A 21,389-nucleotide genomic window follows, 5' to 3' on the forward strand; every position below is an offset into this window, starting at 1 on the left:
GTTGCCCGTGAAACTGGTTTGGCCTCGAGTGTTGCATCACGGACCAGCCTTGTGAAGCGGAGGCTGTGTCTTGTGCTTGCCGGCCTGGCGCAGTACGCAAATGGAGACCGGCATCGCTAAGAAGGGTTCCGCCATGCTCAAAGCCTACAGCTCCGTTTCCGGCCACCTCGAGCCCCACGACGGCGCACCGGAGGATTTCGCCGATGCGATCTGGCTGGACCTGCTCTCGCCGACCCGCGAGGAAGAGCGCGCGGTTGAAGATGGGCTGGGGCTTTCAGTGCCCACGCGCGCAGATATGGAGGAGATCGAGGTCTCGTCCCGGCTTTACGCGGAAGACGGCACCTATTTCATGACCGCGATCCTGCCCGCCTATACCGATGCTGACGATACCGAAATGGCGCCGATCACCTTCGTTTTGTCGGGCGACCATCTCATCACCATCCGTTATCACGACCCACAAGCCTTCCGGACCTTCGCGACGCGCACCCAGCGCGCGGATGTCGGATGTACTGACAGCGAAACGGTGCTGATCGGGCTTTTGGAAACCATCGTCGACCGGCTTGCCGACGTCCTCGAACGTGCCGGCGGGGACATCGATACGCTCTCGCATGACATTTTCCAGCGCCCGGACAACAGGAAAGCCCCCAAGGCCGACTTCAACGCGACCCTCAAGGCGCTCGGGCGCAAGGGCGACCTCAACTCGAAAATCCGCGATAGCCTCGTCACGCTCGAACGGCTTTCCGGCTATCTCGGTCATGTAACGCTTCAGCGTGCCTCAAACCGGGATATCCGCGACCGGGTCAAGACGCTCGGGCGCGACATCCGCTCGCTTGCCGACCATGCCAACTTCCTCTCCCAGAAAATCACCTTTCTGCTCGATGCGACGCTGGGGATGATCAACATCGAGCAGAACGGCATCATCAAAATCTTCTCGGTGGCCGCCGTCATCTTCCTGCCACCCACGCTCATCGCGTCGATTTACGGGATGAATTTCGCCATCATGCCCGAGCTCCACTGGGCCTTCGGCTACCCTCTGGCGATAGGGTTGATGGTGGCGTCGGCGGGCGGCACGTTCTTTTACTTCAAGCGCCGCGGCTGGCTTTGATTTCGCGGCAGCGCGGATTTGGTCAACCAGCTTCTCGACCTCGGGCTGGTCGATGAGTACCGGGTTTGCATCGCACCGATTCTGCTGGGTAAGGGTACCCCGCTGTTCAGAACCAGCACGGTGACGCCCCTGAAGCTGACCGAAGCCAGGCCCCTCGAAACCGGCGGCATCCTCGCGCGATACGTGCCGGAGCCGCGTGCGGAACATGTTGGCTGAACGGCCAACCGGCGGTCGTTTGCGAGAGCATGCTTATGCGTCCGGCGGCCCTCGGGTCCCGGATGTCAAACAACGTGGACGGTATGCGGCGAGACACGCCTCATACTGATTTTAGATGCGAGACGAGCCTCGCCGCATACGACCGGGATTTTTGGCTTGGCGTCCGCTCGGGCTGGGGCCAATCCCCGCCAGGTTTCCCCGGTGACCACAGGATCGCTGTGGCTGGCCACGGTGACGTTTGGGCCTCCGCTGGGACGACTCCCATCGGACCCGGACCGGTCCCGCCCAAACGTTCGTTGCGCCTGCGCCCATCAAAAGCGGGTCCGTGAGAGGTATAGTAATCGAGGTTTTGGGGGCGGGGATAAGTTTTGAGCCGGAAACTTCGGCTTGTGCCGAATGCCCCCTCCCATCCTCCCCCGCAAGGGGGGAGGTGCTACTCAGTGCTTGTGGTGATGCAGTGCTCAACCACAAGCACTGAGTAGCACCCTCCCCTTGGCGGGGACTTCGAGCCGACCCGAAGGGGCCAATCGTGCCAGTGGCACGATTGGAGGGGAGAAGGCCATGAGGCCTATGGCCGAATGGCGGGGAGGGGTGGAGCAACGTGCATCGTGCCACGCCCTCGTAGTTCGAGGCCCGCTTCGCGGGCGCTTCCCATCTTGACTGCGCCGCCAGAGCACGCTACATACAGACCAGTCGGTTTGTTTTGTCGCACCATGCCTCCACCTCCTGAATCAAACACACGCTCCCGCATTCTCCACACCGCTTTCGGGCTGTTTCTCGCCCATGGCTATGACGGCACGGGGATGGCGCAGCTTCTGTCAGCATGTGGAGTGTCCAAGGGCGCCTTCTACCATCATTTCGCGAGTAAGGAGGCGCTCTATCGGGAAGTCGTTGCGGACTTTTTCCTCAAGCCGTTCGTCGAGATCGCGCCCGACGCGCTCGTAACGGGCTCGGTGGAGGACAGCCAGGATGCGCTGGCCGCGCTTTACGCGCATTTGCCCGAACAGGTGGCAGAGGCCACGGGCCAGGACATGGCGCGCTATTTTGCGTTCTTTTTCGAGAGCCTGTCGCGCCTGCCGGATGTCCGGACAACGATCCGCGCCCGTTACGATGCCCTCATCACCCGGCTTGCCGAAACCATCCGCGCCGAGCGCGGGATCCCAGCCGCCGATGCCGAGCAAGAAGCGCGCGCCATCGTCGCGCGGTTCGAAGGCGAACTCTATCTCGCCGCCGTTTTCGAGAACAAGGAGACAAGCTGACCATGGATCTCTATCAACGCAAAGCCTCCGCCCTGCCCCAGAAAATCGCCGCGAACCTCGTCGAGATCGCCCTTTTGGCGCTTTCGGCGTGGCTGCTGTTTGGCCCTGGGGAGACCTATGCCGCCGCGCTTTTCGGCTTCAGCCCGTCTGCGGCGGTTCCGGCACGCCACATCGTCATCTTCTGCTTCTCGGTGATCACCTTCCTGCGTTTTTTGTTCATGATGGTCTTCCTGATGAAGCGCGACATGGCCTGGGAAGAAGCGTTGAGCATCTCCATCGCGTTCTTTGTCTACTATGTCGGCTTCGCGCTGATCGCCCTGCCCAACACTGCGCCGCTGGGCTGGCCCGCCTCTCTCGGCATTGCGCTTTTCGCTCTCGGCGCGTTCCTCAACACCGCCTCGGAAATCCAGCGCGACGCCTTCAAGAAAAAGCCCGAGAACAAGGGCAAGCTCTACACCGGTGGTCTGTTCGGGCTCTCGATGCACATCAATTTCTTCGGCGATATCCTCTGGGTGACCGGCTATGCACTGGTCGCCGGCAATCCGTGGGGCGGGTTGATTCCGGTGGGCCTGACGCTGTTCTTCGCCTTCTACAATGTGCCCCAGCTCGACCGGCATCTGGCGGCGCGGTACGGGGCAGCGTTCGAAAAGTATGCGAGGCGGACGAAACGGCTGGTGCCGTTTGTGTGGTGAGGGGACTACACGCGCAGATAAACATCGAAGAACCGGACGACGCTCGGCATGATCGCCGAGGTATCCACGCCCCGGAAGCAGTGTTCGGCGCCTTCGATGAGCTCAAGCTCTGCCGGCACGCCGGCAGCCTTCAACGCATCGAACAGGGCAATGCCCTGCCCCGAAGGCACGATGCGGTCCAAAGTGCCATGCTGGATAAGGCAGGGCGCCGAACGCGCGTTGACCCAGGTGATCGGCGAGGCGCGGCGGGCCAATTCGAGATTGTCCGAGATGGCGCCGCCGATCAGGCGGCCCGCAGCTGAATCCGCCGGCTCGTGGACGGCGCGCGCATCGGGCAGCGCCTGGGCATCGAGGTTAAGAAAATCGATGACGCCATACCAGTCGACCACCGCCTTCACCGCGCTCGACGGTCCGGTGATGCCGACCTTGCCTTCGAACTCGGCAGGTGTTTCGAGACCAAGCATCACCGCCAGAAGGCCGCCCGCGCTCTCGCCCATCGCGCCGATCCGCTCGGGATCGATGTTGAACACACCGGCGTGGTGCCGCAAATAGCGCACCGCCGCTTTGCAATCGTGCAGCTGGGTGGGGAATTTCGCCTCACCCGACAACCTGTAAGCCGGACGCGCCACCGCATACCCGGCAGCAAGCAGGTTATCGGCAATCTTCATGTTCTCGAGATTGTCGTTGGTCACGTTCTGATGCCCGGCCATCCAGCCGCCGCCGTGAATGTAGACGACGAGCGGATGCGGCCCCGGCCCGGCAGGCACCATCAGCGTCATCGTCAGCGCCCGGACGCCGATCGGCTGCGCGAAATAAAGCTCACGCCACACCTTGCTGCCTTCCGCCCGCGCCTCGAAGCGCTCGAGGCAAACGTCGAGCTCGCTGAGTATCTGCTCGTGCATGCTTTGGGTGGACACTGAATGCTCCTTGGTTGAGCTAAGGTTGATTACCCACCGCCCTCCAATCGTCAACCCTGCGGGCACCGCTCCGCAACTCTCGCCGTGATCTCGATCCTTTCTCCCGAGCGGTTCTAGCGCATCAGCGCTCCACCAGGAAATACATGCGTTACCCCGGTCGGTGACCGACCTAGCGGCTGCCCATCCTCGCGGCGATCACCGAGAACAAGATAAGACTGAACAGTGACAAAGGTCCGATCATCGTAGATGCTCTTATAGCTTACGCCACACAACAAGAGACAGCCATATCTGAAGACCTGCTCCCCCAGATTCGCACGGCTCGCCTGCTCAAGCGGAATAGTCGCTTTAGGATTAAATGTATCTCTTCCATCAGGAACAACTAGAACGTCAGTAGGCACATCTAAATTGCCCTCAAGCACATCTTCCACAAAATTTCGAACTATTTTCTTTATATCAATTTCGCCAACGACCGAATACGCCTTTCCAGACGCGCGCACCTCGACCGCCGGGGACCGCCCAATATTGGTGAATGTAAAATATGTGTCTGTAATCATATCACTACCGGAGAACTTAGGAGAAGGTCGACTGTCGGCGTGGATATGCAGCCAAGGCCTTATCTCCCTAAAGCTTGTCGCTCTGGCGATCTCGTTGGCTTGTCGGGCTTGATCCGCGGTCTCGTGAGCGGCAAGGGCAGCCCTAGCCGACTGCCTTGCGCCATGCAGGGACGTTGCGTTGGCCGCCCTGGTCTCGTCCAGAGTACGCGCTATGTAATAGATACCCCCAATGCCAATAAGAGCTTGAATGGAGGCTAAGCCCCATAGCCAAACGGTGGCTCTACCCACGTCCTTTTGAGCCTGCGTTTCTTCTTCCTGCAACTGCCGCTCGCGCTCGACTGCTAGATGCCGGTTGATGCAAGGCTGCGCGCCTCTCGGACCAAGGGGAAGACATTCGATTTGGATGTTATTGGCGGTTATCTGCTGCTGGTTCCATGCGGCTGCGCCGGCCCTACGCTCGTCTTGTTCGCTCTGTTGCAGCAAATACGTCGTGCCTAGTAACCCCAGCATCGCCACTGCAATAAATACCACGGCAAACGCAAGGTCTCTGATCCGATTGCTTTGAGACATGCCAAAAGATAAACCGCTAAGAATCCCCAAAAGAAGCGGATTATACCGCACGTTGTCCTCGTCCCCGTCAATGGCTGCTGGTCAATCTACTACCTTGAGCCAAATTACTTCTCGTCGATTTGCAGGCCGCGGCGGATCCCAGGTTTGGCCTAGGGAGTCGGAGGGATTGAGCTACCTTCAACCTAAGGCAGGGCCCCGTCGCTCATAAAGGTCCCTTGGAACCTCTAATCTTACCGTACCGTACGTTACGGTACGGTTTCCCTTTACATCGCCCCGCCCGAGGTCTAAGTATAGGGCTAACGCGCCAATGGACCGTGCCACATTCGAGGAGGATGTGGCGGATATCCGCGTCCCGGCGCCGCGACCATTCACCCTCGGCAACAGGTTTTGAACGATGCCCGCATATCGCTCCCGCACCACCACTCACGGCCGCAACATGGCCGGTGCGCGTGGCCTTTGGCGCGCCACCGGGATGAAGGAGGGGGATTTCGGCAAGCCGATCATTGCCGTCGTCAACTCCTTCACCCAATTCGTGCCCGGCCATGTGCACCTTAAGGATCTCGGGCAAATGGTGGCGCGCGAGATCGAGCGCGCGGGCGGGGTGGCCAAGGAATTCAACACCATCGCGGTCGATGACGGCATCGCCATGGGCCATGACGGCATGCTCTATTCGCTGCCCTCCCGCGAGGTCATCGCCGACAGCGTCGAATATATGGTCAACGCGCATTGCGCGGACGCGATGGTGTGCATTTCGAACTGCGACAAGATCACCCCGGGCATGCTCAACGCCGCGATGCGCCTGAACATTCCCGCCGTTTTCGTTTCGGGCGGACCGATGGAGGCCGGCAAGGTGATCCATCGCGACAAGCTCCAGGCGCTCGACCTCGTCGATGCGATGGTCGTGGCCGCCGACGACAGCTACACCGACGAGGAAGTGCAGGCGATCGAAGAGGCCGCCTGCCCCACCTGCGGGTCGTGCTCGGGCATGTTCACGGCCAATTCGATGAACTGCTTGACCGAGGCGCTGGGGCTTTCGCTGCCGGGGAACGGGTCGACGCTCGCCACCCATGCGGATCGCAAGCGGCTGTTCCTCGAAGCCGGGCATCTGATCGTCGATCTGGCGCGGCGCTATTACGAACAGGACGACGAGAGCGTTCTGCCGCGTTCGATCGTCACCAAGGAGACGTTCAAGAACGCCATGGCGCTCGATATCGCCATGGGCGGGTCGACCAATACCGTGCTGCATATTCTGGCGGCGGCCTATGAGGGCGGGGTGGATTTCACGATGGACGACATCGACCAGCTTTCGCGGCAAGTTCCCGTCCTGTGCAAGGTCGCGCCGGCCAAGCAGGACGTCCATATGGAAGACGTGCATCGAGCCGGCGGCATCATGAGCATTCTCGGCCAGCTCGACCGGGCGGAGCTTCTGGACCGTACGCGACCGACCGTCCACAGCGCGACGCTGGGCGATGCGCTCGACAAATGGGATGTCTCGCGGACCAATTCGGACAGCGTGCGGCAGTTCTTCATGGCCGCGCCGGGTGGCGTGCGGACCACGGAAGCGTTTTCGCAGGCCAATCGCTGGGCCGAACTCGATCTCGACCGCAAGGATGGCGTCATCCGTTCGGCGGAGCATGCCTTCTCCAAGGATGGTGGTCTTGCGGTCCTCAAGGGCAATATCGCAGAGAACGGGTGCGTGGTGAAGACCGCGGGGGTGGACGAGTCCATTCTCAAATTCACCGGCTCGGCGGTGGTTTATGAGAGCCAGGACGCTGCGGTTTCGGGTATTCTGACCGGCAAGGTGAAGGAAGGCGACGTGGTCGTCATCCGCTATGAAGGCCCCAAGGGCGGACCGGGGATGCAGGAGATGCTGTATCCCACGAGCTATCTCAAGTCCAAGGGTCTCGGGAAAGCCTGTGCGTTGCTCACCGATGGCCGCTTCTCGGGCGGCACCTCGGGGCTCTCGATCGGGCACGTTTCGCCAGAGGCCGCCAATGGCGGGGCGATCGGGCTCGTCGAGCCGGGCGACAAAATCGAGATCGATATCCCCGCGCGGACGATCAATCTGCTGGTCTCCGATGCCGAACTCACGCGCCGCCGCGCGGCGATGGAGGCCAAGGGCGCGGACGCCTGGAAGCCGGCGGAAAAGCGCAAGCGCAAGGTGACGACCGCGCTTAAGGCCTATGCCGCGTTCGCGTCGAGTGCCGATATGGGTGCCGTTCGGATTCTGCCTGAGGATTGAGGCAATTCCCAAGAGCCCCGGCGGGCACCCCGTCGGGGCTCTCTTGGGCTTCGCCAACTAACATTTTACTTGGCCCGCCCGCCCATCTCCGCTAGCTTCTTCCCTCACCCGTCCCCTCCCCAGCCGGACCCGCACATGTCGACCACACTCGCGCCGCAGCAGGAGCGCCCGCTTTACGCCATCGGCATTGTGCTTTTCACCTATTTCTTCTTCACGCTGTGCGACACAGCGGCCAAGTGGCTCGTGCTTTCGGGCATTCCACCGCTCGAAACGGCGTTCATGCGGTATCTGGTGCAGCTGGCGTTCATGGCTGGCCTCACCCTGCCCCGTGCCGGGCTTTCGGCGTTCAGAACACAGAGGCCGGTGCAGCAGGTCGCCCGCGCGCTGGCGCTTTTGGGCATGACGGCGTTCAACTTTTTCGCCGTGCTCTATCTGCCGCTGACGATCACCTCGACCATCATGTTCGGCATCCCGCTTCTGATCACCGCGCTGTCGGTGCCGTTCCTCGGAGAACAGGTCGGCTGGCGGCGCTGGACGGCTGTCGTCGTGGGGTTTACCGGCATCCTCATCATCGTTCAGCCCTGGGGCGCCGAGTTCCATTGGGCGGTGATCTTCTCGCTCTGCTGCACCCTCTCGGGGAGCATTTACTACATTTTCACGCGCAAACTCGCTAAGACCGAAACCACGGTCTCCATGCAGCTTTATGGCGGGCTCGTCGGCGCCGTTCTGCTCCTCCCGTTCGCGGCGGCAAACTGGGTTTGGCCCGATGCGTTCTGGACCTGGGTGGCGTTTTTCGGCGTGGGGCTGGCGGCGATGACGGGGCACCAGATCGCGATCATCGCGCACCGGTTCGCGCCCGCCTCGACGCTCGCGCCGTTCGGCTACACGCAGATCATCTGGATGAGCCTTTCGAGTTGGCTTATCTTCGCGCAGCCGCCCGATATCTGGCTGTTCGTGGGGGCGCCCATCGTCGTGGGGTCCGGGCTTTACATCTGGCTGCGCGAACGCAAGCTCGCCAAGGCGACGGTGCGCCCGGTCACGACAGCGGATGCGGATCTGCCGGTCGAGGAGAAAGCAGCGGTAAAACCGCAACCGGCCTGACCCGTGTGACCTTTCCGCAACGCCTTGCCAATACGCAAAATTTTTCTTCCCTCGGACCCTTGGCGAGACAATTTGTCTCATCTATAAGGCACTTCCCTTTAACGCGAACCCTAGGAGGCGTTGCATTGACGGATTTCCCCATGCCCTCCCTGGGTTATGAGCGCCACCGTTAGGTCGCCCTCCTTACCCCGCGTCCGCCGCCGCTAGGCCGCGCACCTTTCCATAACTTCGACACGACCGGCACACGGGCACGAGTCCGTCCGCCGTTCGCGAAAACCATTTTCAGCTTATAGGACCGGTACGTCCGCATTGTCTTGCGGCAACCGGTATCGGACACATGACTCGCAAGAAACTCGATATGGACGGGACGACCTATCGTGCCGTCCTGGGATACACCTTCAGGCACTGGCGGCGTCAGCCCTGGCGCATCGCCGCGATCCTCGTCTTCATCATGCTCGCGACACTGGCGGATGTGGCGACGCCATATTTTGCCGGCCGGCTCGTTGAGGCGATTGCGTCCGGCACAGCGAGCGAAGCGGCGACGTTCGATGCGGCGCTCTCGGCCTTCGTCATGCTGCTTGGCCTAGGGGCGACGGCGGTCGTCCTGCGATTTGGGGCGTTCCGCAACATCATCCGGCTGACGCTCGTACAGATGGGGGACGTAGTCAACGAGACCTTCCATCGTGTGCAGCGGTTCTCGACCGACTGGCATGCGAACACCTTCGCAGGTTCGACCGTGCGGAAGATCACGCGCGGTATGTGGTCGCTCGACCTTTTGAACGACACCCTCCTCGTCGCGCTCTTCCCCTCGATGATCATGCTTATCGGCACCACCGTGCTGCTGGCCTCATTCTGGCCGGTGATGGGGCTGGTGATCGGGCTTGGATCGCTGATCTTCATCGCCGGGACGATCGGCTTTGCCGTAGCTTACATCTCGCCCGCGGCAACGCTGTCGAATGCGTGGGACACCAAGGTAGGCGGCGCGCTGGCCGATGCCATCGGCTGCAATGCCGTCGTCAAGGGCTTCGGAGCCGAGGAGCGGGAGGAAAGCCGGCTTGGCGGCGTCGTGGCCAAATGGCAGAAACGGACATTGCGGACCTGGAACCGGTACAACCTTAACGGCGTCTCGCAGGATACCGCGCTCCTGATTCTGCGCGGGACCATCCTCGGAACCGGTGTCCTGCTCTGGCTCGGCGGTATGGCGAATGCGGGCGATATCACCTTCGTCCTCACCTCGTTCTTCGTCTTGCAGGGCTATCTGCAGGACGTGGGCATGCATTTTAGGAACCTGCAACGCTCAGTCAACGAGATGGAGGAGCTGGTTGAGCTCGATGCCGAGCCTTATGGCGTCGCCGACCGTCCCGGCGCGACCCCGATCCGTATCGGGGACGGCGCGGTCGCGTTCAAGAACGTCACCTTCCAGTATGGCGGGCACGAAACGCCGCTCTACAAGGACTTCTCCGTGACGATTCCTTCGGGTCAGCGCGTCGGCCTCGTCGGCCACTCGGGTTCGGGCAAAACGACCTTCGTCAAGCTCATCCAGCGCCTGCATGACATCAATGGCGGTGTCATCGAGATCGACGGGCAGAACATCGCTTATCACACCCAGTCGTCCCTGCGCAGCCAGATCGCCATCGTGCAGCAGGAACCAATCCTGTTCCACCGGACGCTGGCCGATAACATCGCCTATGCCCGCCCCGGCGCCACACGCGCCGAGGTCGAGGAAGCGGCGCGGCAGGCCAACGCGCACGAGTTCATCATGGCCCTGCCCAAGGGCTATGAAACACTCGTAGGCGAGCGCGGCGTAAAGCTTTCCGGCGGCGAACGTCAGCGCGTGGCGATTGCCCGCGCGTTCCTGGCGGATTCGCCGATCCTGATCCTCGACGAGGCCACGTCAAGCCTGGATTCGGAAAGCGAATTGCTGATCCAGCAGGCCATCGAACGTTTGATGACGGGACGGACCACGCTGGTCATCGCGCACCGGCTTTCGACCGTCCGCGCGCTCGACCGGATCCTTGTCTTCGACAAGGGCCGGATCATCGAGGAAGGCACGCACGACAGCCTGATCCGCACGGACAAGGGCATCTACCGGAGGCTGTTCGAGCGGCAGGCTCTGGAACTGACCAAGGGACTTGTTGCATGACGAGAAAAGCCCGGTCCCTAATGGGGCCGGGCTTTAGGGCTCGACCAGAAATCGCTCTGTCAGATTGCGCAGGGATTTTTGTTCCTGGCAAGATGACGCAGCTGTTTCTGTTCGAGCCCTTACAACCGGCTGATCACCGCCACGTCGTAGATCGCGATCAGGTGCAGACTTGCCCCGATGACCACAAAGATGTGCCAGAGCACGTTCTGGAAGGCCAGACGCTCCCAGAGATGGAAAACGATACCCGCCGAATAGGCAACGCCACCGGCAAGGATCAGCCAGAGCGCTGCGGGTGGCAGGGTTGCGGTGAGGGTTTGGAAAGCGACGATGCCGCTCCAGCCTATGGCAAGATAAAAGATGATCGCGATGCGCCCGAAATGCCTGGGTGCAAGAAGCTTGAGGGCGACACCGACAATGGCGCCGGCCCAGACGAAAACGAGAAGCTTGTCAGCAATAGGCGCGTTGCCGGCCGCGGCCAGGAAGGGCGTATACGTCCCTGCGATAAAAAGGAAAATCGCTGCCTGATCGAAGCGCGCCAGCCACGCCTTGGTGCGGCCTTTCGGCCAGAGGTGAAATGCCAGCGAGACCGATAGCACGCCCACCAGTGTCCCCACATAGACTGAAAGCGGGACGAACGCCTCGGGCGCGGTGCGCACCAGCGCGAGCGTCAGCAGCACGCTTCCCGCGACCATCGCCATGACGAGCCCGATCCCGTGGACGACCCCGTCCGCGATCAGCTCGGCGAGCGTATAGGTCCGCGGCGTAAACAGGAAATCGCGTGCTCTTTCGCTGACCTTCGACATCCCTCTTTCTCCCAATCGGACCTCATAGTCTGCCACAAAAATGGTAACGCGCGGTATGGCAATATCGTGAACAAAAGGTGTTCCTGGGACTATTCGGCCCGGAACCGAATGGTCTCTTTGGCAATACCCCTCGGGAGGTTGACCAGATGGTCGACCGCATTCCGCACGCCATCGACGATCCCCCGCCGCGTCCGTATCAGAAAATGCAAGATCGGATGCCTTTGGGCAAAGATGTGGGCCATTTTGACGCTATTGAGATCACTCCAGCCGATCCCGCCGCGGCGATTGTCCTGCGAAATATCGCCAACCTGGATGCACAGCGCAGGGTCGGAGTGCAAGCGCACGAAGTCTTTCGCCGGCGCGGCCAGCGCACCGTAAAGAACGAGGTCCCCAGCCAATACACGCAATGCGGGATGCCCGAGCAGGACGCGCGCGGCATTCGCGCCGATGACATAACCCGACGCGCCCGAAAGCGTCGAGCGAAACGGTCGCAGCGCGATGCCCGGACCGACATGGGCGACCGGTGGAAAAACACGGATTCTTCGAACCGGCGCTTCGAAGCGCAAAACGTCGAAGGGAACACCTTCCAAATCCGCCAGGAACGCCGGAAGCAAGGACGAGAGCAAGGCGTCGTCTTCCATGACGACTGCCCGTTCATGCCCGGCTTCGAGCATGGCCCGCCACACCTTTTCGTGGCTCATCGAACAGGCAAGCTGGTTGGGGCGCAGATAGGTGGGCCGGGTGTTGTCGCAATACCGGGCGATATCGTCTGCCGGGATGTCGGCGGGCGTAACGGCCTCGACCCTCTCTGCTTCCAGCCCCAGCCGCGCGAACTGCTCCTCCATGAACGCGCGGCGGTCGGTACGGCTCGAAAGGTTGATGTAGTAGATCGGTATGCGCAAGCGGACGGCCTCCGGCGGGTACAAGGAGGCGGACGCTACAAGGGGTGGCAACGGCTGTAAAGACGGATGCTCCCCGCGGACCGAATGCAGGCTAATGCAGCTTGGGCAGACCGATATCGGGAGGTGGAAGGTCGTCGCCCGTGAGCGTCGCTTCGTCCTCCGCGCTTACGGGCGCGAAGGAGACGCAGTTGCGCCCCGCCCTTTTGGCCGCGTAAAGCGCGACGTCGGCCTGCGCGAACCAGTCCATCGCCGACCGGATGGCAGGGCTCAAAGGCGCGACACCAAGGCTGGCAGTGATCGAGAGCACACCGGATTCGGTGCGGAACCGGAGCTTGGAGATGATCTCGCGGAGGCGCTCGGCGCATTGGCTGGCTTCATAGGCCATGGTCTCGGGCAGGAGCAGGCCGAATTCCTCCCCGGCAACGCGGCCAAAGCTGTCCGGCGACCGAATCGCTTCCATGCAGCGATTGGCAACGGCCTTCAAAACCTCGTCCGCGATTTCCGGGCCGACCGCCTTGTTGATTTCGGCGAACCCGTCGATGTCCACGAAAATCAATGCGGCGGGACGTTCGTAGCGCACGGCGCGCTCATATTCGCGCTCGACATCGAGCTGGAAGCGCCGGCGTGTCAGCGCACCGGTGAGATAGTCGAAACTCTCGGGCTGACGGCTGGCCATCTGCGCCATGGCAAGGTTGGCGAGATTGATGAGGATCGTCATCTGGTCTTCGGTGAAAGCCCGCGGTTTGGTGTCGATGACGAACAGCGTGCCCAGCGCGTACCCATCTGCGGTTGTGAGCGGAACGCCGAGATAGGCCTTGGCCCCGACCGCGCCCGTAACCAGCGGCGTGCCGGCAAAGCGGGGATCGGCGGCGAGATCTTCGACGATCATCGGCTTGGCTGCGGCGACCGTCTGGTCGCAGATCGCATCCTCGCGGGGAATCGGTGCATCGTCCATGCCGCGCACAGCAAGAAAACTCTGCTTGTCGCGTTCGATCACGGACACACCTGCAATCGGAGCGCCGGTGCTGGCCATGGCAATCTTTATAATACGGTCCACGGCCTCGCCCAGATCCACCCCGGGGATGCCATGCCGATAGAGCGCGCCGAGACGACCCTCCTCATCGGTCTGCGGATTGGACACCATGTTTCCTCTCACGCTGTCGCCAGTTGCGGGCAATCTAGCGCATTTAGCACGAAATGGGGCCACGCGTGGCGGCTATGGTTACGAAGGGGTTGAACGGACACCGGTTGCCTTTCGTCATGAGCCGTATACACAAGCGGACGATGCTGCAGCGGCGGCGCAACTGCGCCATTTGTTCCAAGGCTTGATATGACTCCCGACGATAACGCAACCGCCGCCCCGGACCGACGGGCCTTTCCGACGATTGCCGAAGCCTTCCGGGTGTGGATGCGGATCGGCCTGCTCAGCTTTGGTGGCCCGGCAGGCCAGATTGCGCTCATGCACAGGATTCTCGTTGAGGAGAACAAGTGGCTTGGCGAGCGCCGCTTTCTGTACGCTTTGAATTTCTGCATGTTGCTGCCCGGGCCCGAAGCGCAGCAACTGGCCGTCTATATCGGATGGCTGATGAACAGGACGCTTGGCGGCATCATTGCGGGCGTGCTGTTCGTCCTGCCCGGCTTTGCCGCCATCATGGCGTTGAGCTGGGTTTACGCGCTCTATGGCAATGTCGGCATCGTCGAGGCTGTGTTCTTCGGGCTTAAAGCCGCGGTTCTTGCCATTGTCGTTCATGCGGTCGTGCGGATCGGACGCCGCGCCCTTCGCAACGGCGCGATGCTCGCGGTTGCCGCCGGTTCCTTCATCGCCATCTTCGCGTTCGACGTACCGTTCCCGTTGATCATCGCAACGGCTGGTGCCATCGGCTACTTCGGCGCACGATCCGGGTTCACGGCATTCATGCCCGCCGGCGGGCACGGTTCGGTCGGCGGCAAAATTGTCGAGGATGCCGACACAATCCTGGGCGAAAGCATTCCGCCACATGCGCGCGTCAACGCGCGCTGGGCGCTTCGGATCGGAGCCATCCTGGCGCTCTTGTGGCTCGGCCCTACCCTTTTGCTGCTGGGCGTATTGGGGCCGGACAGCGTCTTTGTCGATATCGCCACGTTCTTCAGCCAGATGGCCGTCGTCACCTTCGGAGGCGCATATGCGGTGCTCGCCTATGTCGCCCAGGAGGCGGTCGGTAATTTCGGGTGGCTCGCACCGGGCGAGATGCTCGACGGTCTGGGGATGGCGGAGACGACGCCCGGCCCACTCATCATGGTCACCCAATTCGTCGGTTTCATGGGAGCGTTCCGCGATCCCGGCACCCTGCATCCGCTGGTGGCCGCCACGATGGGCGGCGTACTCACGACATGGGTCACCTTCACGCCGTGCTTTCTCTTTATCTTCATCGGCGCACCGTTCATCGAGCGTCTGCGCGCCAATAAAGCCCTCTCCGCCGCCCTGGCCACGATCACTGCCGCCGTCGTCGGTGTGATCCTCAACCTTGCCGTGTGGTTCGGCCTGCATGTCATTTTCGAGGAGGTCGTCTCCTGGCGCGGCTTCGGTCTTTCCATCGACCTGCCGGTTCCCGCGAGCGTCGACCCGTTCGCGGCGGGCCTGTTCATTGCAGCATCCATCGCGCTGTTCCGGTTCCGGCTGGGAACCGCAACAATTATTGCATTGAGCGCGGCGGCCGGCTGCGGACTTTATCTCGTCAGCGGCTAGCGGCCGGCGAGCTTCGCGCTCAGAAATAGGCCTGTTTCCTTCGACACGTCGAGCACGCCATCCCCCTTTTCGAACGCATCTTCGATGGCCGCGCGGAAGGCGTCGAGTTCGGCAGCGCTTGCAGTTTCGCCCGGAGGATAGGAGGTGAGCGCGAGGAAGACGTCTTCGGGGTCGGTGACCCGCATGTGCGCGGGATGTCGTGCCAGCGCCACGTTGCCGAACTGTGCCCGCATCAGCCGCTCGGCGTCCTCGAAGCCGAAGGCGACACCGGCGGGATTGGCCGGGGCGCTGCCGAATACGGCCGCGAGGGCGTACATCTCACGCATATCCCCCGCGCTGTTCGTGGTGACTGCGAGGGTACCGCCGGGCTTGAGCACCCGGAACATCTCGGCAATCCCGACCGCCGGATCCGGCAAATGGTAAAGCATGTGCATGGCGATGACCGCATCGAACGTGCCATCATCGAAGGGGAGTGCCGTTGCGTCGGCCTGCCGGCCTTCGATGGTGCCCAGTTGCAGTGCGGTGCACCGCTCCACCGCTTCGGAAACCATGCCGGGTGAGACATCTGCCAGCGTCAGCGCCATACCCTCCGGCACATCTTCCGCCGCACCGGCCCAGAACCAGCCCGGGCCACAACCGATGTCGAGAACCCGGTCACCGGGGTGCAACGGAAGCTGGCGCGCGACCCAGGCGAACCACGGGGTCTCGGCGATCAAATATTCGGTATGCAGCCGCGCCCGCGCAGCGAGCTTGCGGCTGTCGCCGTATTGCTTGTCCAAGCCGGTCGTTATCGACGACATGTTCCGTTCCCCGCCCGGTTGCAACCGGGGGCAAGACTAAACCGCCGCCGTTGCGCGCGACAACCTTCTAGCGCAGCTGCGCCAGCAGCGCCCCCGACGCGTGTCCATCGGCAGTCATCCCGACGCTGCGCTGGTAGGCTATGATCGCCTCGCGCGTGCGCGGACCGACGACGCCATCGGGCGTTCCCGCGTCGAAGCCATAGGAATTGAGGAGGTTCTGCAACTCGCGGCGCTGGTCCTTATTGAGCGCGACCTCGTTGGGCGGGAAGGGCTGGCGAAACGGCCCCGCGCCCAGGATACGGTCGGCGAGATGGCCTACGGCTAGGGCATAGTTGTCGGAATTGTTGTAGCGCTTGATGACTTCGAAATTGTGCAGCAGCAGAAAGGCTGGGCCGTTGGCGCCTGAAGGCATGAAGATGCGCGCCTCGTCCGTCGGTCGCGGGAACGCCATGCCGTTGGCGCGCACGGCACCCATCGCCTGCCATTGCGCAAGCGATTGCCGGCCGATGTCCCAGGCGCGGCCATAGTCGAAGTTTGCCGGCAGGCGGACCTCGTAGCCCCAGGTTTCACCCGGGCGCCAGCCATGTTCCTTCAAATAGTTCGCGGTCGAGGCGAGCGCGTCGGGTACCGAATTCCAGATATCGCGCCGCCCGTCGCCGTTATAGTCGACCGCATAGCGGGCAAAGCTCGAGGGCATGAACTGGGTCTGGCCCATCGCGCCCGCCCAGGAGCCGATCATGTTCTGCGGCGTCACGTGCCCGGCCTGCAGGATCTGCAAGGCGGTCAGCAGTTCACCCTTGAAATAGCTCGCGCGGTAGTCGCCATAAGTGAGCGTCGCCAGCGCGTGGATGACGTTGTTGCCGCCCAAATAGTTGCCGAAATTGGTCTCCATGCCCCAGATGGCGAGGACGACTTCGCTCTGAACGCCCCAATGGCCCTCGATCCGCCCCAATGTCTGGCTCCACTCCCCGCGCATGCGCCGTCCGAGATCGACCTGCCCCGACGTTACGCGCCTGTCGAGATAGGCGCCGACAGTCTGGGTGAACTCGGGTTGGCTGCGGGTGAGCTCCATCACCCGGTCGGACGGGGTGAAGCCGGAAAAAGCCGCCTCGAAGATGGCGCGCGAGACCCCGCGCGCCTGTGCCTCCGGCCATAGCGCGGCAACGAACTGGCTCGGATTGGCCGCAGCGGGCGCGGCGCCGCCAAGGGTCGCCGATACGCCCAGCGCAAAAGCGACGGCAAAACGGGATAGGGTCCGGGCGAAGGGGGCTCGGGCAACGGTACGCATTGGTTGGCCTCTTTATTCCAATCCGCATGCTCTCCCTTACGCCACTATTGTGGCAAAATGCGGCTCCCCTGCCCCCGTTTAGGGTCGCCGCTGGATGGCATGCGTACGCAACTCACAACGGGGTTAAGACTGCCCCCTTTCGCTTAAGATCGCGTTAAGCACGTTTCCAAGCGGAAGCTTAACCACCCCACCCTGCGCGTTTGCGCTATTCAATCCCGCGTGGCTGCCAGGCGCGGGCCTTGGCCTCGATATTGGCGATCTGGGACGCGGTCAGCTCCTCGGTGGTGAGGGCGATATCGCCGTCTATATATTCATCGGTGCCATCGCCATTTTCCCGCGCCAGCCAAAGCCAGTAATAGGAAAGTTCATAGTCGAGCGGCACGCCCTCGCCGTAATAGTACATGAGCCCCAGATCCTGCATCGCCGGTGCATGGCCCAGTTCCGCGGACCGCCGATACCAGCGCGCAGCCTCAACGAAGTCTGTTTCGACACCGCGGCCATTATCGTACAATAGCCCGATATTGCGCATGGCGATCGGCAGCCCCTGATCGGCAGCGAGCCGGTACCAGCGCATGGCTTCGGCATAGTCCTGCGCAACGCCCTCGCCGTTGTCGTACATCACGCCGATCGAATTCTGCGCGCCGGCGTGGCCTTGACCCGCGGCGCGCTCGAAATAGTGCAGCGCCTGATCGAAATCCTGTTGCACACCGTCGCCTTCGAGATACATCAACCCCAGATTGAACTGAGCTGGCGCGTGCCCGGCATCGGCGGAAAGCGTGTAGAACTCGGCTGCAGTTTCGTAATCGACATCGAGCCCATAGCCGAAATCGTAAAACACGCCGATCCGGAACAGCGCCTCCGCGTCGCCCTGCTTGGCCGCAAGCTTGTACCATTCCAGCGCCGTGCCGTAGTTCTGCTCGACGCCGTCGCCATATTCGTAGAGATCTCCGAGGTAGAACTGCGCGTCCACATCGCCGCCTTCGGCCAGGGGTCGCCATATCTCCACAGCCCGCTCATAATCGCCGGCCTCGAACGCCTCATAGCCGTCGTTCACCGTCTGCGCAGCTGCGGACCCGGCAAAGCCCGCAAACACCAGCAGGCCCGAGAGAAGCACTCGTAGGATCTGCCAATCCCAGCGCCGACGCCGTTCTGTGCAAAAAGAAACCATTTCTCCGTCCCCTGTGCTTGTGCCGGTCTTTGCGCCACACAACAATAGTTTGTGAGTCCACAAGAAGCGCCCGGCTATTGCAAGCCTAAATTCGGCGCACAAAGAGATGTGAAAGATGACATTCGAACGTTCTTCCGGCGCAGCGCCGCGCACACCGTTCATGACCCGCGCCGCGCTCGTCGACGACCTCCGCGCGATCGGGCTCGCCCCGGGGGATATCGTCCTTGTCCATGCGGCACTCTCGAAGGTCGGACCGCTGCTCAACGGTCCCGACGCCGTTATCGGCGCCTTGCTCGACACCGTTGGCCCCGAAGGCACCGTGATGGGTTATACCGACTGGGACGCTCACTACGAAGACCTGCTCGACGCTGAGGGCCGCGTCCCCGACGCGTGGAAGTCGCACATCCCGCCGTTCGATCCCCTCCGGTCGCGATCTGTCCGCGACAATGGTGCGTTCCCTGAATTCCTGCGGACTACCCCCGGGGCGCTGCGCAGCGGCAATCCGGGCGCCTCGATGGCAGCCTTGGGCGCGAAGGCCGAGTGGCTCACCGCCGATCATCCGCTCGACTATGGCTATGGCGAAGGCTCGCCGCTGGCAAAGCTCGTCGAGACGGGCGGCAAGGTGCTGATGCTCGGGGCGCCGCGCGATACGATGACCCTCATCCACCACGCGGAACACCTCGCCCGGCTCGCGGGCAAGCGCATCAAACGGGTCGAAGTGCCGTTCGCGACGGACGCCGGTACGGTTTGGCGTTGGGTGGAAGAGTTCGATACCGGTGACCCAGTCATCCCGGCGCTGGACGGCGTCGACTACTTCACCGAGATCGTGACCGAATTCCTCGAAGGCGGTTCGGGCCGGCAGGGAAAAATCGGGCATGCCGACAGCATCCTCGTCGACGCTGCCGCCATGACCGCGTTTGCGGTGGATTGGCTTGAGAGCCGGTCCGCCTAAAGCGTCTTCGCCAGCGCTTCGAGCTGGTCCGCACAAATGCCCCAACCCTCGTGGAACCCCATCTTCTCATGCTCGAGCTTGTCCTCGACACGCCAGTGTTTGGCCCGTGCGATGTAGCGGGTCTTGCCGCCTTCATCCTGGAACGTCAGCTCGCCCACGAAGAACGGCTTTTCCGAAGGCTCCCAGGCGGCGGTAAAAGCGTCGGTGAACACCAGCCGCTCATTCGGCACGACGTCGAGATAGACACCGGGATTGGGATATTCATTGCCATCGGGGTCAGCCATTACCACAAAGCATGTACCGCCGGGGCGCACGTCGAGTTCGGCGCGCGGGGTCGTCCAGGGCTTCGGCGCGAACCACTTGGGGAGCAGTTCGGCGTCGGTCCAGCAGCGGAAGACCTTTTCGCGCGGGGCGTCGATCAGGCGGTTGAGAACCAGAATGCGGCTTTCATCGGAATTGGCATCAGCAGACATTGTCGTTTCTCCTCGTTTAGTGCCGTTGATGCCCCTAGGACGCGGCAGGATCGGGCGAGCCGACAGCGTAGGGCAAAAAATTGATCGGATGGCGAACGACAGGCTACCGCGATTGACTTTTCACGCGAGGGCTCGTACTGCCCCATACATGACAACAGCACAGCGCATCGCCGGACTGTATTACGCCCCGCTTTCATAGCGGCGGTGTGCTTTGTCATTGTTCAACCGCTGCATTGGCCAGCGGTTGATTTCCAGAAGGACGCCTCTGGCCGTGCGGCTTGTGAGAGGTCTGTCCATGTCACACGACAATCCTGAAGATTCGAATATCACGATAGGCATCATCGGCTTTGGCGCCTTTGGGCAGCTCATCGCGCGACACGTTGCGCCCCTTTTCCGGATGCTGGCTTTTGACCCTGCGCCGGATGTCGCGGCGATTGCGCAACACTTCGGTGTCGTGCCCGCGAGTCTCGAGGCGGTCGCGAGTTGTCCCGTCGTCGTGCTGGCAATGCCGGTCGAGCGCCTCGAAAGCGTTGTCGAGGCGATTGCGCCTCATATTCAGCGCGGCGCGCTGGTGCTCGATGTAGGGTCGGTGAAGGCTGGGCCAGCCAGGATCATGCAGACACGGCTTCCCGGCTACGCAGACATCGTCGCCACGCATCCGCTTTTCGGTCCGCAAAGCGCCCGGGAAGGTATAGCGGGGTTGAAGATCGCCGTGTGCGCGGTGCGCGGCTCCGGTCACCTTCGCGTGGGTGCCTTCCTGCGCCGGCATCTGAGGCTGACCGTCATCATGACGACCCCGGAGGATCACGATCGCGAGGCGGCGACTGTACAGGGGCTTACGCACCTCATCGCCAAGGTGCTTGTCGAAATGGAACCCTTGCCGACACGCATGACGACGAGGAGCTTCGACCTTCTGCTTCAGGCTGTCGAGATGGTGCGCCACGACGCGCCGGAAGTCTTTACTGCCATCGAGCGCGCCAATCCGTACGCGGCGGGCGTACGCAAGCGCTTTTTCGAGTTGGCGTCGGCGCTAGAGGCCGAGTTTGTTGAGGCGGGCGGCCCCGTCCTTGAAGATCACACCGGCCCGTAGGCCAACGGTGCAAGGCGATTGAACTCGCTTTCGTCGTAAATCCGCGAGCGGGTGAGAAATCGTTTTTCGGTGCCGTTGTCGAGCGAGAACATACCACCGCGCCCCGGGATGGCGTCGATGATCAGTTGGGTGTGCTGCCAGTATTCGAACTGGCTGGGACTCATATAGAAGGGATGCCCGCCGATCCGGCCCATGAGCACATCCCTGTCTCCGACGATAAACTCGCCGCGCGGATAGCACATCGGGGCCGAACCATCGCAGCAACCGCCGGACTGGTGGAAGAGCAACGGGCCATGCCTGCCTTCGAGTTCGGCGATGAGGGCGAGGGCGGCGGGCGTGGCGGTGACGCGTTCGACGATGGTGGTCATTGGTCTCTCCTTCTCTTCCCT

At 62.2% G+C, this 21,389-nt stretch carries 20 protein-coding genes; 10 read left to right on the forward strand and 10 right to left on the reverse strand.

The window, feature by feature from the left end:
* Positions 1-133: 133 nt before the first annotated feature.
* From corA to LG281_RS06295, 4 genes are all read left to right on the forward strand, one after another.
* Positions 134-1,105: a magnesium/cobalt transporter CorA gene (gene corA / locus LG281_RS06280; protein WP_404405447.1), complete on the forward strand. Its 972-nt coding sequence runs from the start codon at positions 134-136 to the stop codon at positions 1,103-1,105.
* Between the two features lie 18 nt (positions 1,106-1,123).
* Entirely contained in the window at positions 1,124-1,321 is a 198-nt protein-coding gene (locus LG281_RS06285) for a dihydrofolate reductase family protein (protein ID WP_404405449.1), read from the forward strand.
* A gap of 713 nt (positions 1,322-2,034) precedes the next feature.
* Entirely contained in the window at positions 2,035-2,580 is a 546-nt protein-coding gene (locus LG281_RS06290; protein ID WP_404405451.1) for a TetR/AcrR family transcriptional regulator, read from the forward strand.
* A gap of 2 nt (positions 2,581-2,582) precedes the next feature.
* Positions 2,583-3,272 carry a DUF1295 domain-containing protein gene (locus LG281_RS06295; protein WP_404405453.1) on the forward strand — a complete coding sequence of 230 codons (690 nt, stop codon included), beginning with the start codon at positions 2,583-2,585 and terminating at the stop codon, positions 3,270-3,272.
* A 5-nt stretch (positions 3,273-3,277) separates the two neighbouring features.
* Here LG281_RS06295 and LG281_RS06300 read toward each other — a convergent pair whose 3' ends face one another.
* Positions 3,278-4,189, reverse strand: a complete 912-nt coding sequence (locus LG281_RS06300; RefSeq protein ID WP_404405455.1) for an alpha/beta hydrolase fold domain-containing protein — start codon at positions 4,187-4,189, stop codon at positions 3,278-3,280.
* Positions 4,190-4,302: 113 nt separating this feature from the next.
* A complete protein-coding gene (locus tag LG281_RS06305; protein WP_404405457.1) occupies positions 4,303-5,364 on the reverse strand; it encodes a hypothetical protein in 1,062 nt (353 codons plus the stop codon).
* A gap of 343 nt (positions 5,365-5,707) precedes the next feature.
* Between LG281_RS06305 and ilvD the strand changes: the two genes are divergently transcribed.
* The 3 genes from ilvD (at position 5,708) to LG281_RS06320 (ending at position 10,799) form a co-directional block, all read left to right on the forward strand.
* A complete protein-coding gene (ilvD, locus tag LG281_RS06310) occupies positions 5,708-7,555 on the forward strand; it encodes a dihydroxy-acid dehydratase (protein WP_404405459.1) in 1,848 nt (615 codons plus the stop codon).
* A 135-nt stretch (positions 7,556-7,690) separates the two neighbouring features.
* On the forward strand, positions 7,691-8,656 hold the full coding sequence (locus LG281_RS06315; protein ID WP_404405461.1) for a DMT family transporter: 966 nt from the start codon (positions 7,691-7,693) through the stop codon (positions 8,654-8,656).
* Positions 8,657-8,993: 337 nt separating this feature from the next.
* Positions 8,994-10,799, forward strand: a complete 1,806-nt coding sequence (locus LG281_RS06320) for an ABC transporter ATP-binding protein (RefSeq protein ID WP_404405463.1) — start codon at positions 8,994-8,996, stop codon at positions 10,797-10,799.
* A 119-nt stretch (positions 10,800-10,918) separates the two neighbouring features.
* Here the strand turns inward: LG281_RS06320 and LG281_RS06325 are convergent, their stop codons facing one another.
* The 3 genes from LG281_RS06325 to LG281_RS06335 form a co-directional block, all read right to left on the reverse strand.
* Positions 10,919-11,602 (reverse strand): hemolysin III family protein, encoded by a 684-nt coding sequence (locus LG281_RS06325; protein ID WP_404405466.1) that lies wholly within the window; start codon positions 11,600-11,602, stop codon positions 10,919-10,921.
* Positions 11,603-11,691: 89 nt separating this feature from the next.
* A complete protein-coding gene (locus tag LG281_RS06330) occupies positions 11,692-12,504 on the reverse strand; it encodes a glycosyltransferase family 25 protein (RefSeq protein WP_404405468.1) in 813 nt (270 codons plus the stop codon).
* Positions 12,505-12,595: 91 nt separating this feature from the next.
* Positions 12,596-13,648, reverse strand: a complete 1,053-nt coding sequence (locus tag LG281_RS06335) for a diguanylate cyclase (protein ID WP_404405470.1) — start codon at positions 13,646-13,648, stop codon at positions 12,596-12,598.
* Between the two features lie 186 nt (positions 13,649-13,834).
* Here LG281_RS06335 and chrA point away from each other — a divergent pair, with 186 nt between their 5' ends.
* Entirely contained in the window at positions 13,835-15,229 is a 1,395-nt protein-coding gene (chrA, locus tag LG281_RS06340) for a chromate efflux transporter (protein ID WP_404405472.1), read from the forward strand.
* On the opposite strand, the gene LG281_RS06345 is transcribed toward chrA, so the two are convergent.
* The 3 genes from LG281_RS06345 to LG281_RS06355 all read right to left on the reverse strand — a co-directional run bounded on the left by LG281_RS06345 (position 15,226) and on the right by LG281_RS06355 (position 18,485).
* Positions 15,226-16,029, reverse strand: a complete 804-nt coding sequence (locus LG281_RS06345) for a class I SAM-dependent methyltransferase (protein WP_404405474.1) — start codon at positions 16,027-16,029, stop codon at positions 15,226-15,228. The two genes, chrA and LG281_RS06345, sit on opposite strands and share 4 nt — an antisense overlap.
* A 67-nt stretch (positions 16,030-16,096) precedes the next feature.
* Entirely contained in the window at positions 16,097-17,317 is a 1,221-nt protein-coding gene (locus tag LG281_RS06350) for a lytic murein transglycosylase (protein ID WP_404405476.1), read from the reverse strand.
* Positions 17,318-17,522: 205 nt separating this feature from the next.
* Positions 17,523-18,485: an SEL1-like repeat protein gene (locus tag LG281_RS06355; protein ID WP_404405478.1), complete on the reverse strand. Its 963-nt coding sequence runs from the start codon at positions 18,483-18,485 to the stop codon at positions 17,523-17,525.
* Positions 18,486-18,600: 115 nt separating this feature from the next.
* Here LG281_RS06355 and aac(3) point away from each other — a divergent pair, with 115 nt between their 5' ends.
* Positions 18,601-19,437 carry an aminoglycoside 3-N-acetyltransferase gene (gene aac(3) / locus LG281_RS06360; protein WP_404405480.1) on the forward strand — a complete coding sequence of 279 codons (837 nt, stop codon included), beginning with the start codon at positions 18,601-18,603 and terminating at the stop codon, positions 19,435-19,437.
* Here the strand turns inward: aac(3) and LG281_RS06365 are convergent.
* Complete coding sequence (locus tag LG281_RS06365) at positions 19,434-19,910, reverse strand: SRPBCC family protein (RefSeq protein WP_404405482.1); 477 nt, start codon at positions 19,908-19,910, stop codon at positions 19,434-19,436. The genes aac(3) and LG281_RS06365 overlap by 4 nt on opposite strands.
* 295 nt (positions 19,911-20,205) lie before the next feature.
* Between LG281_RS06365 and LG281_RS06370 the strand changes: the two genes are divergently transcribed.
* Positions 20,206-21,000 carry a prephenate dehydrogenase/arogenate dehydrogenase family protein gene (locus tag LG281_RS06370; protein WP_404405483.1) on the forward strand — a complete coding sequence of 265 codons (795 nt, stop codon included), beginning with the start codon at positions 20,206-20,208 and terminating at the stop codon, positions 20,998-21,000.
* Here the strand turns inward: LG281_RS06370 and LG281_RS06375 are convergent.
* A complete protein-coding gene (locus tag LG281_RS06375) occupies positions 20,985-21,368 on the reverse strand; it encodes a DUF779 domain-containing protein (protein ID WP_404405485.1) in 384 nt (127 codons plus the stop codon). The genes LG281_RS06370 and LG281_RS06375 overlap by 16 nt on opposite strands.
* Between the last annotated feature and the right edge of the window lie 21 nt (positions 21,369-21,389).

Source organism: Pelagibacterium halotolerans (assembly GCF_044811015.1).
GTDB lineage: Bacteria > Pseudomonadota > Alphaproteobacteria > Rhizobiales > Devosiaceae > Pelagibacterium > Pelagibacterium halotolerans_A.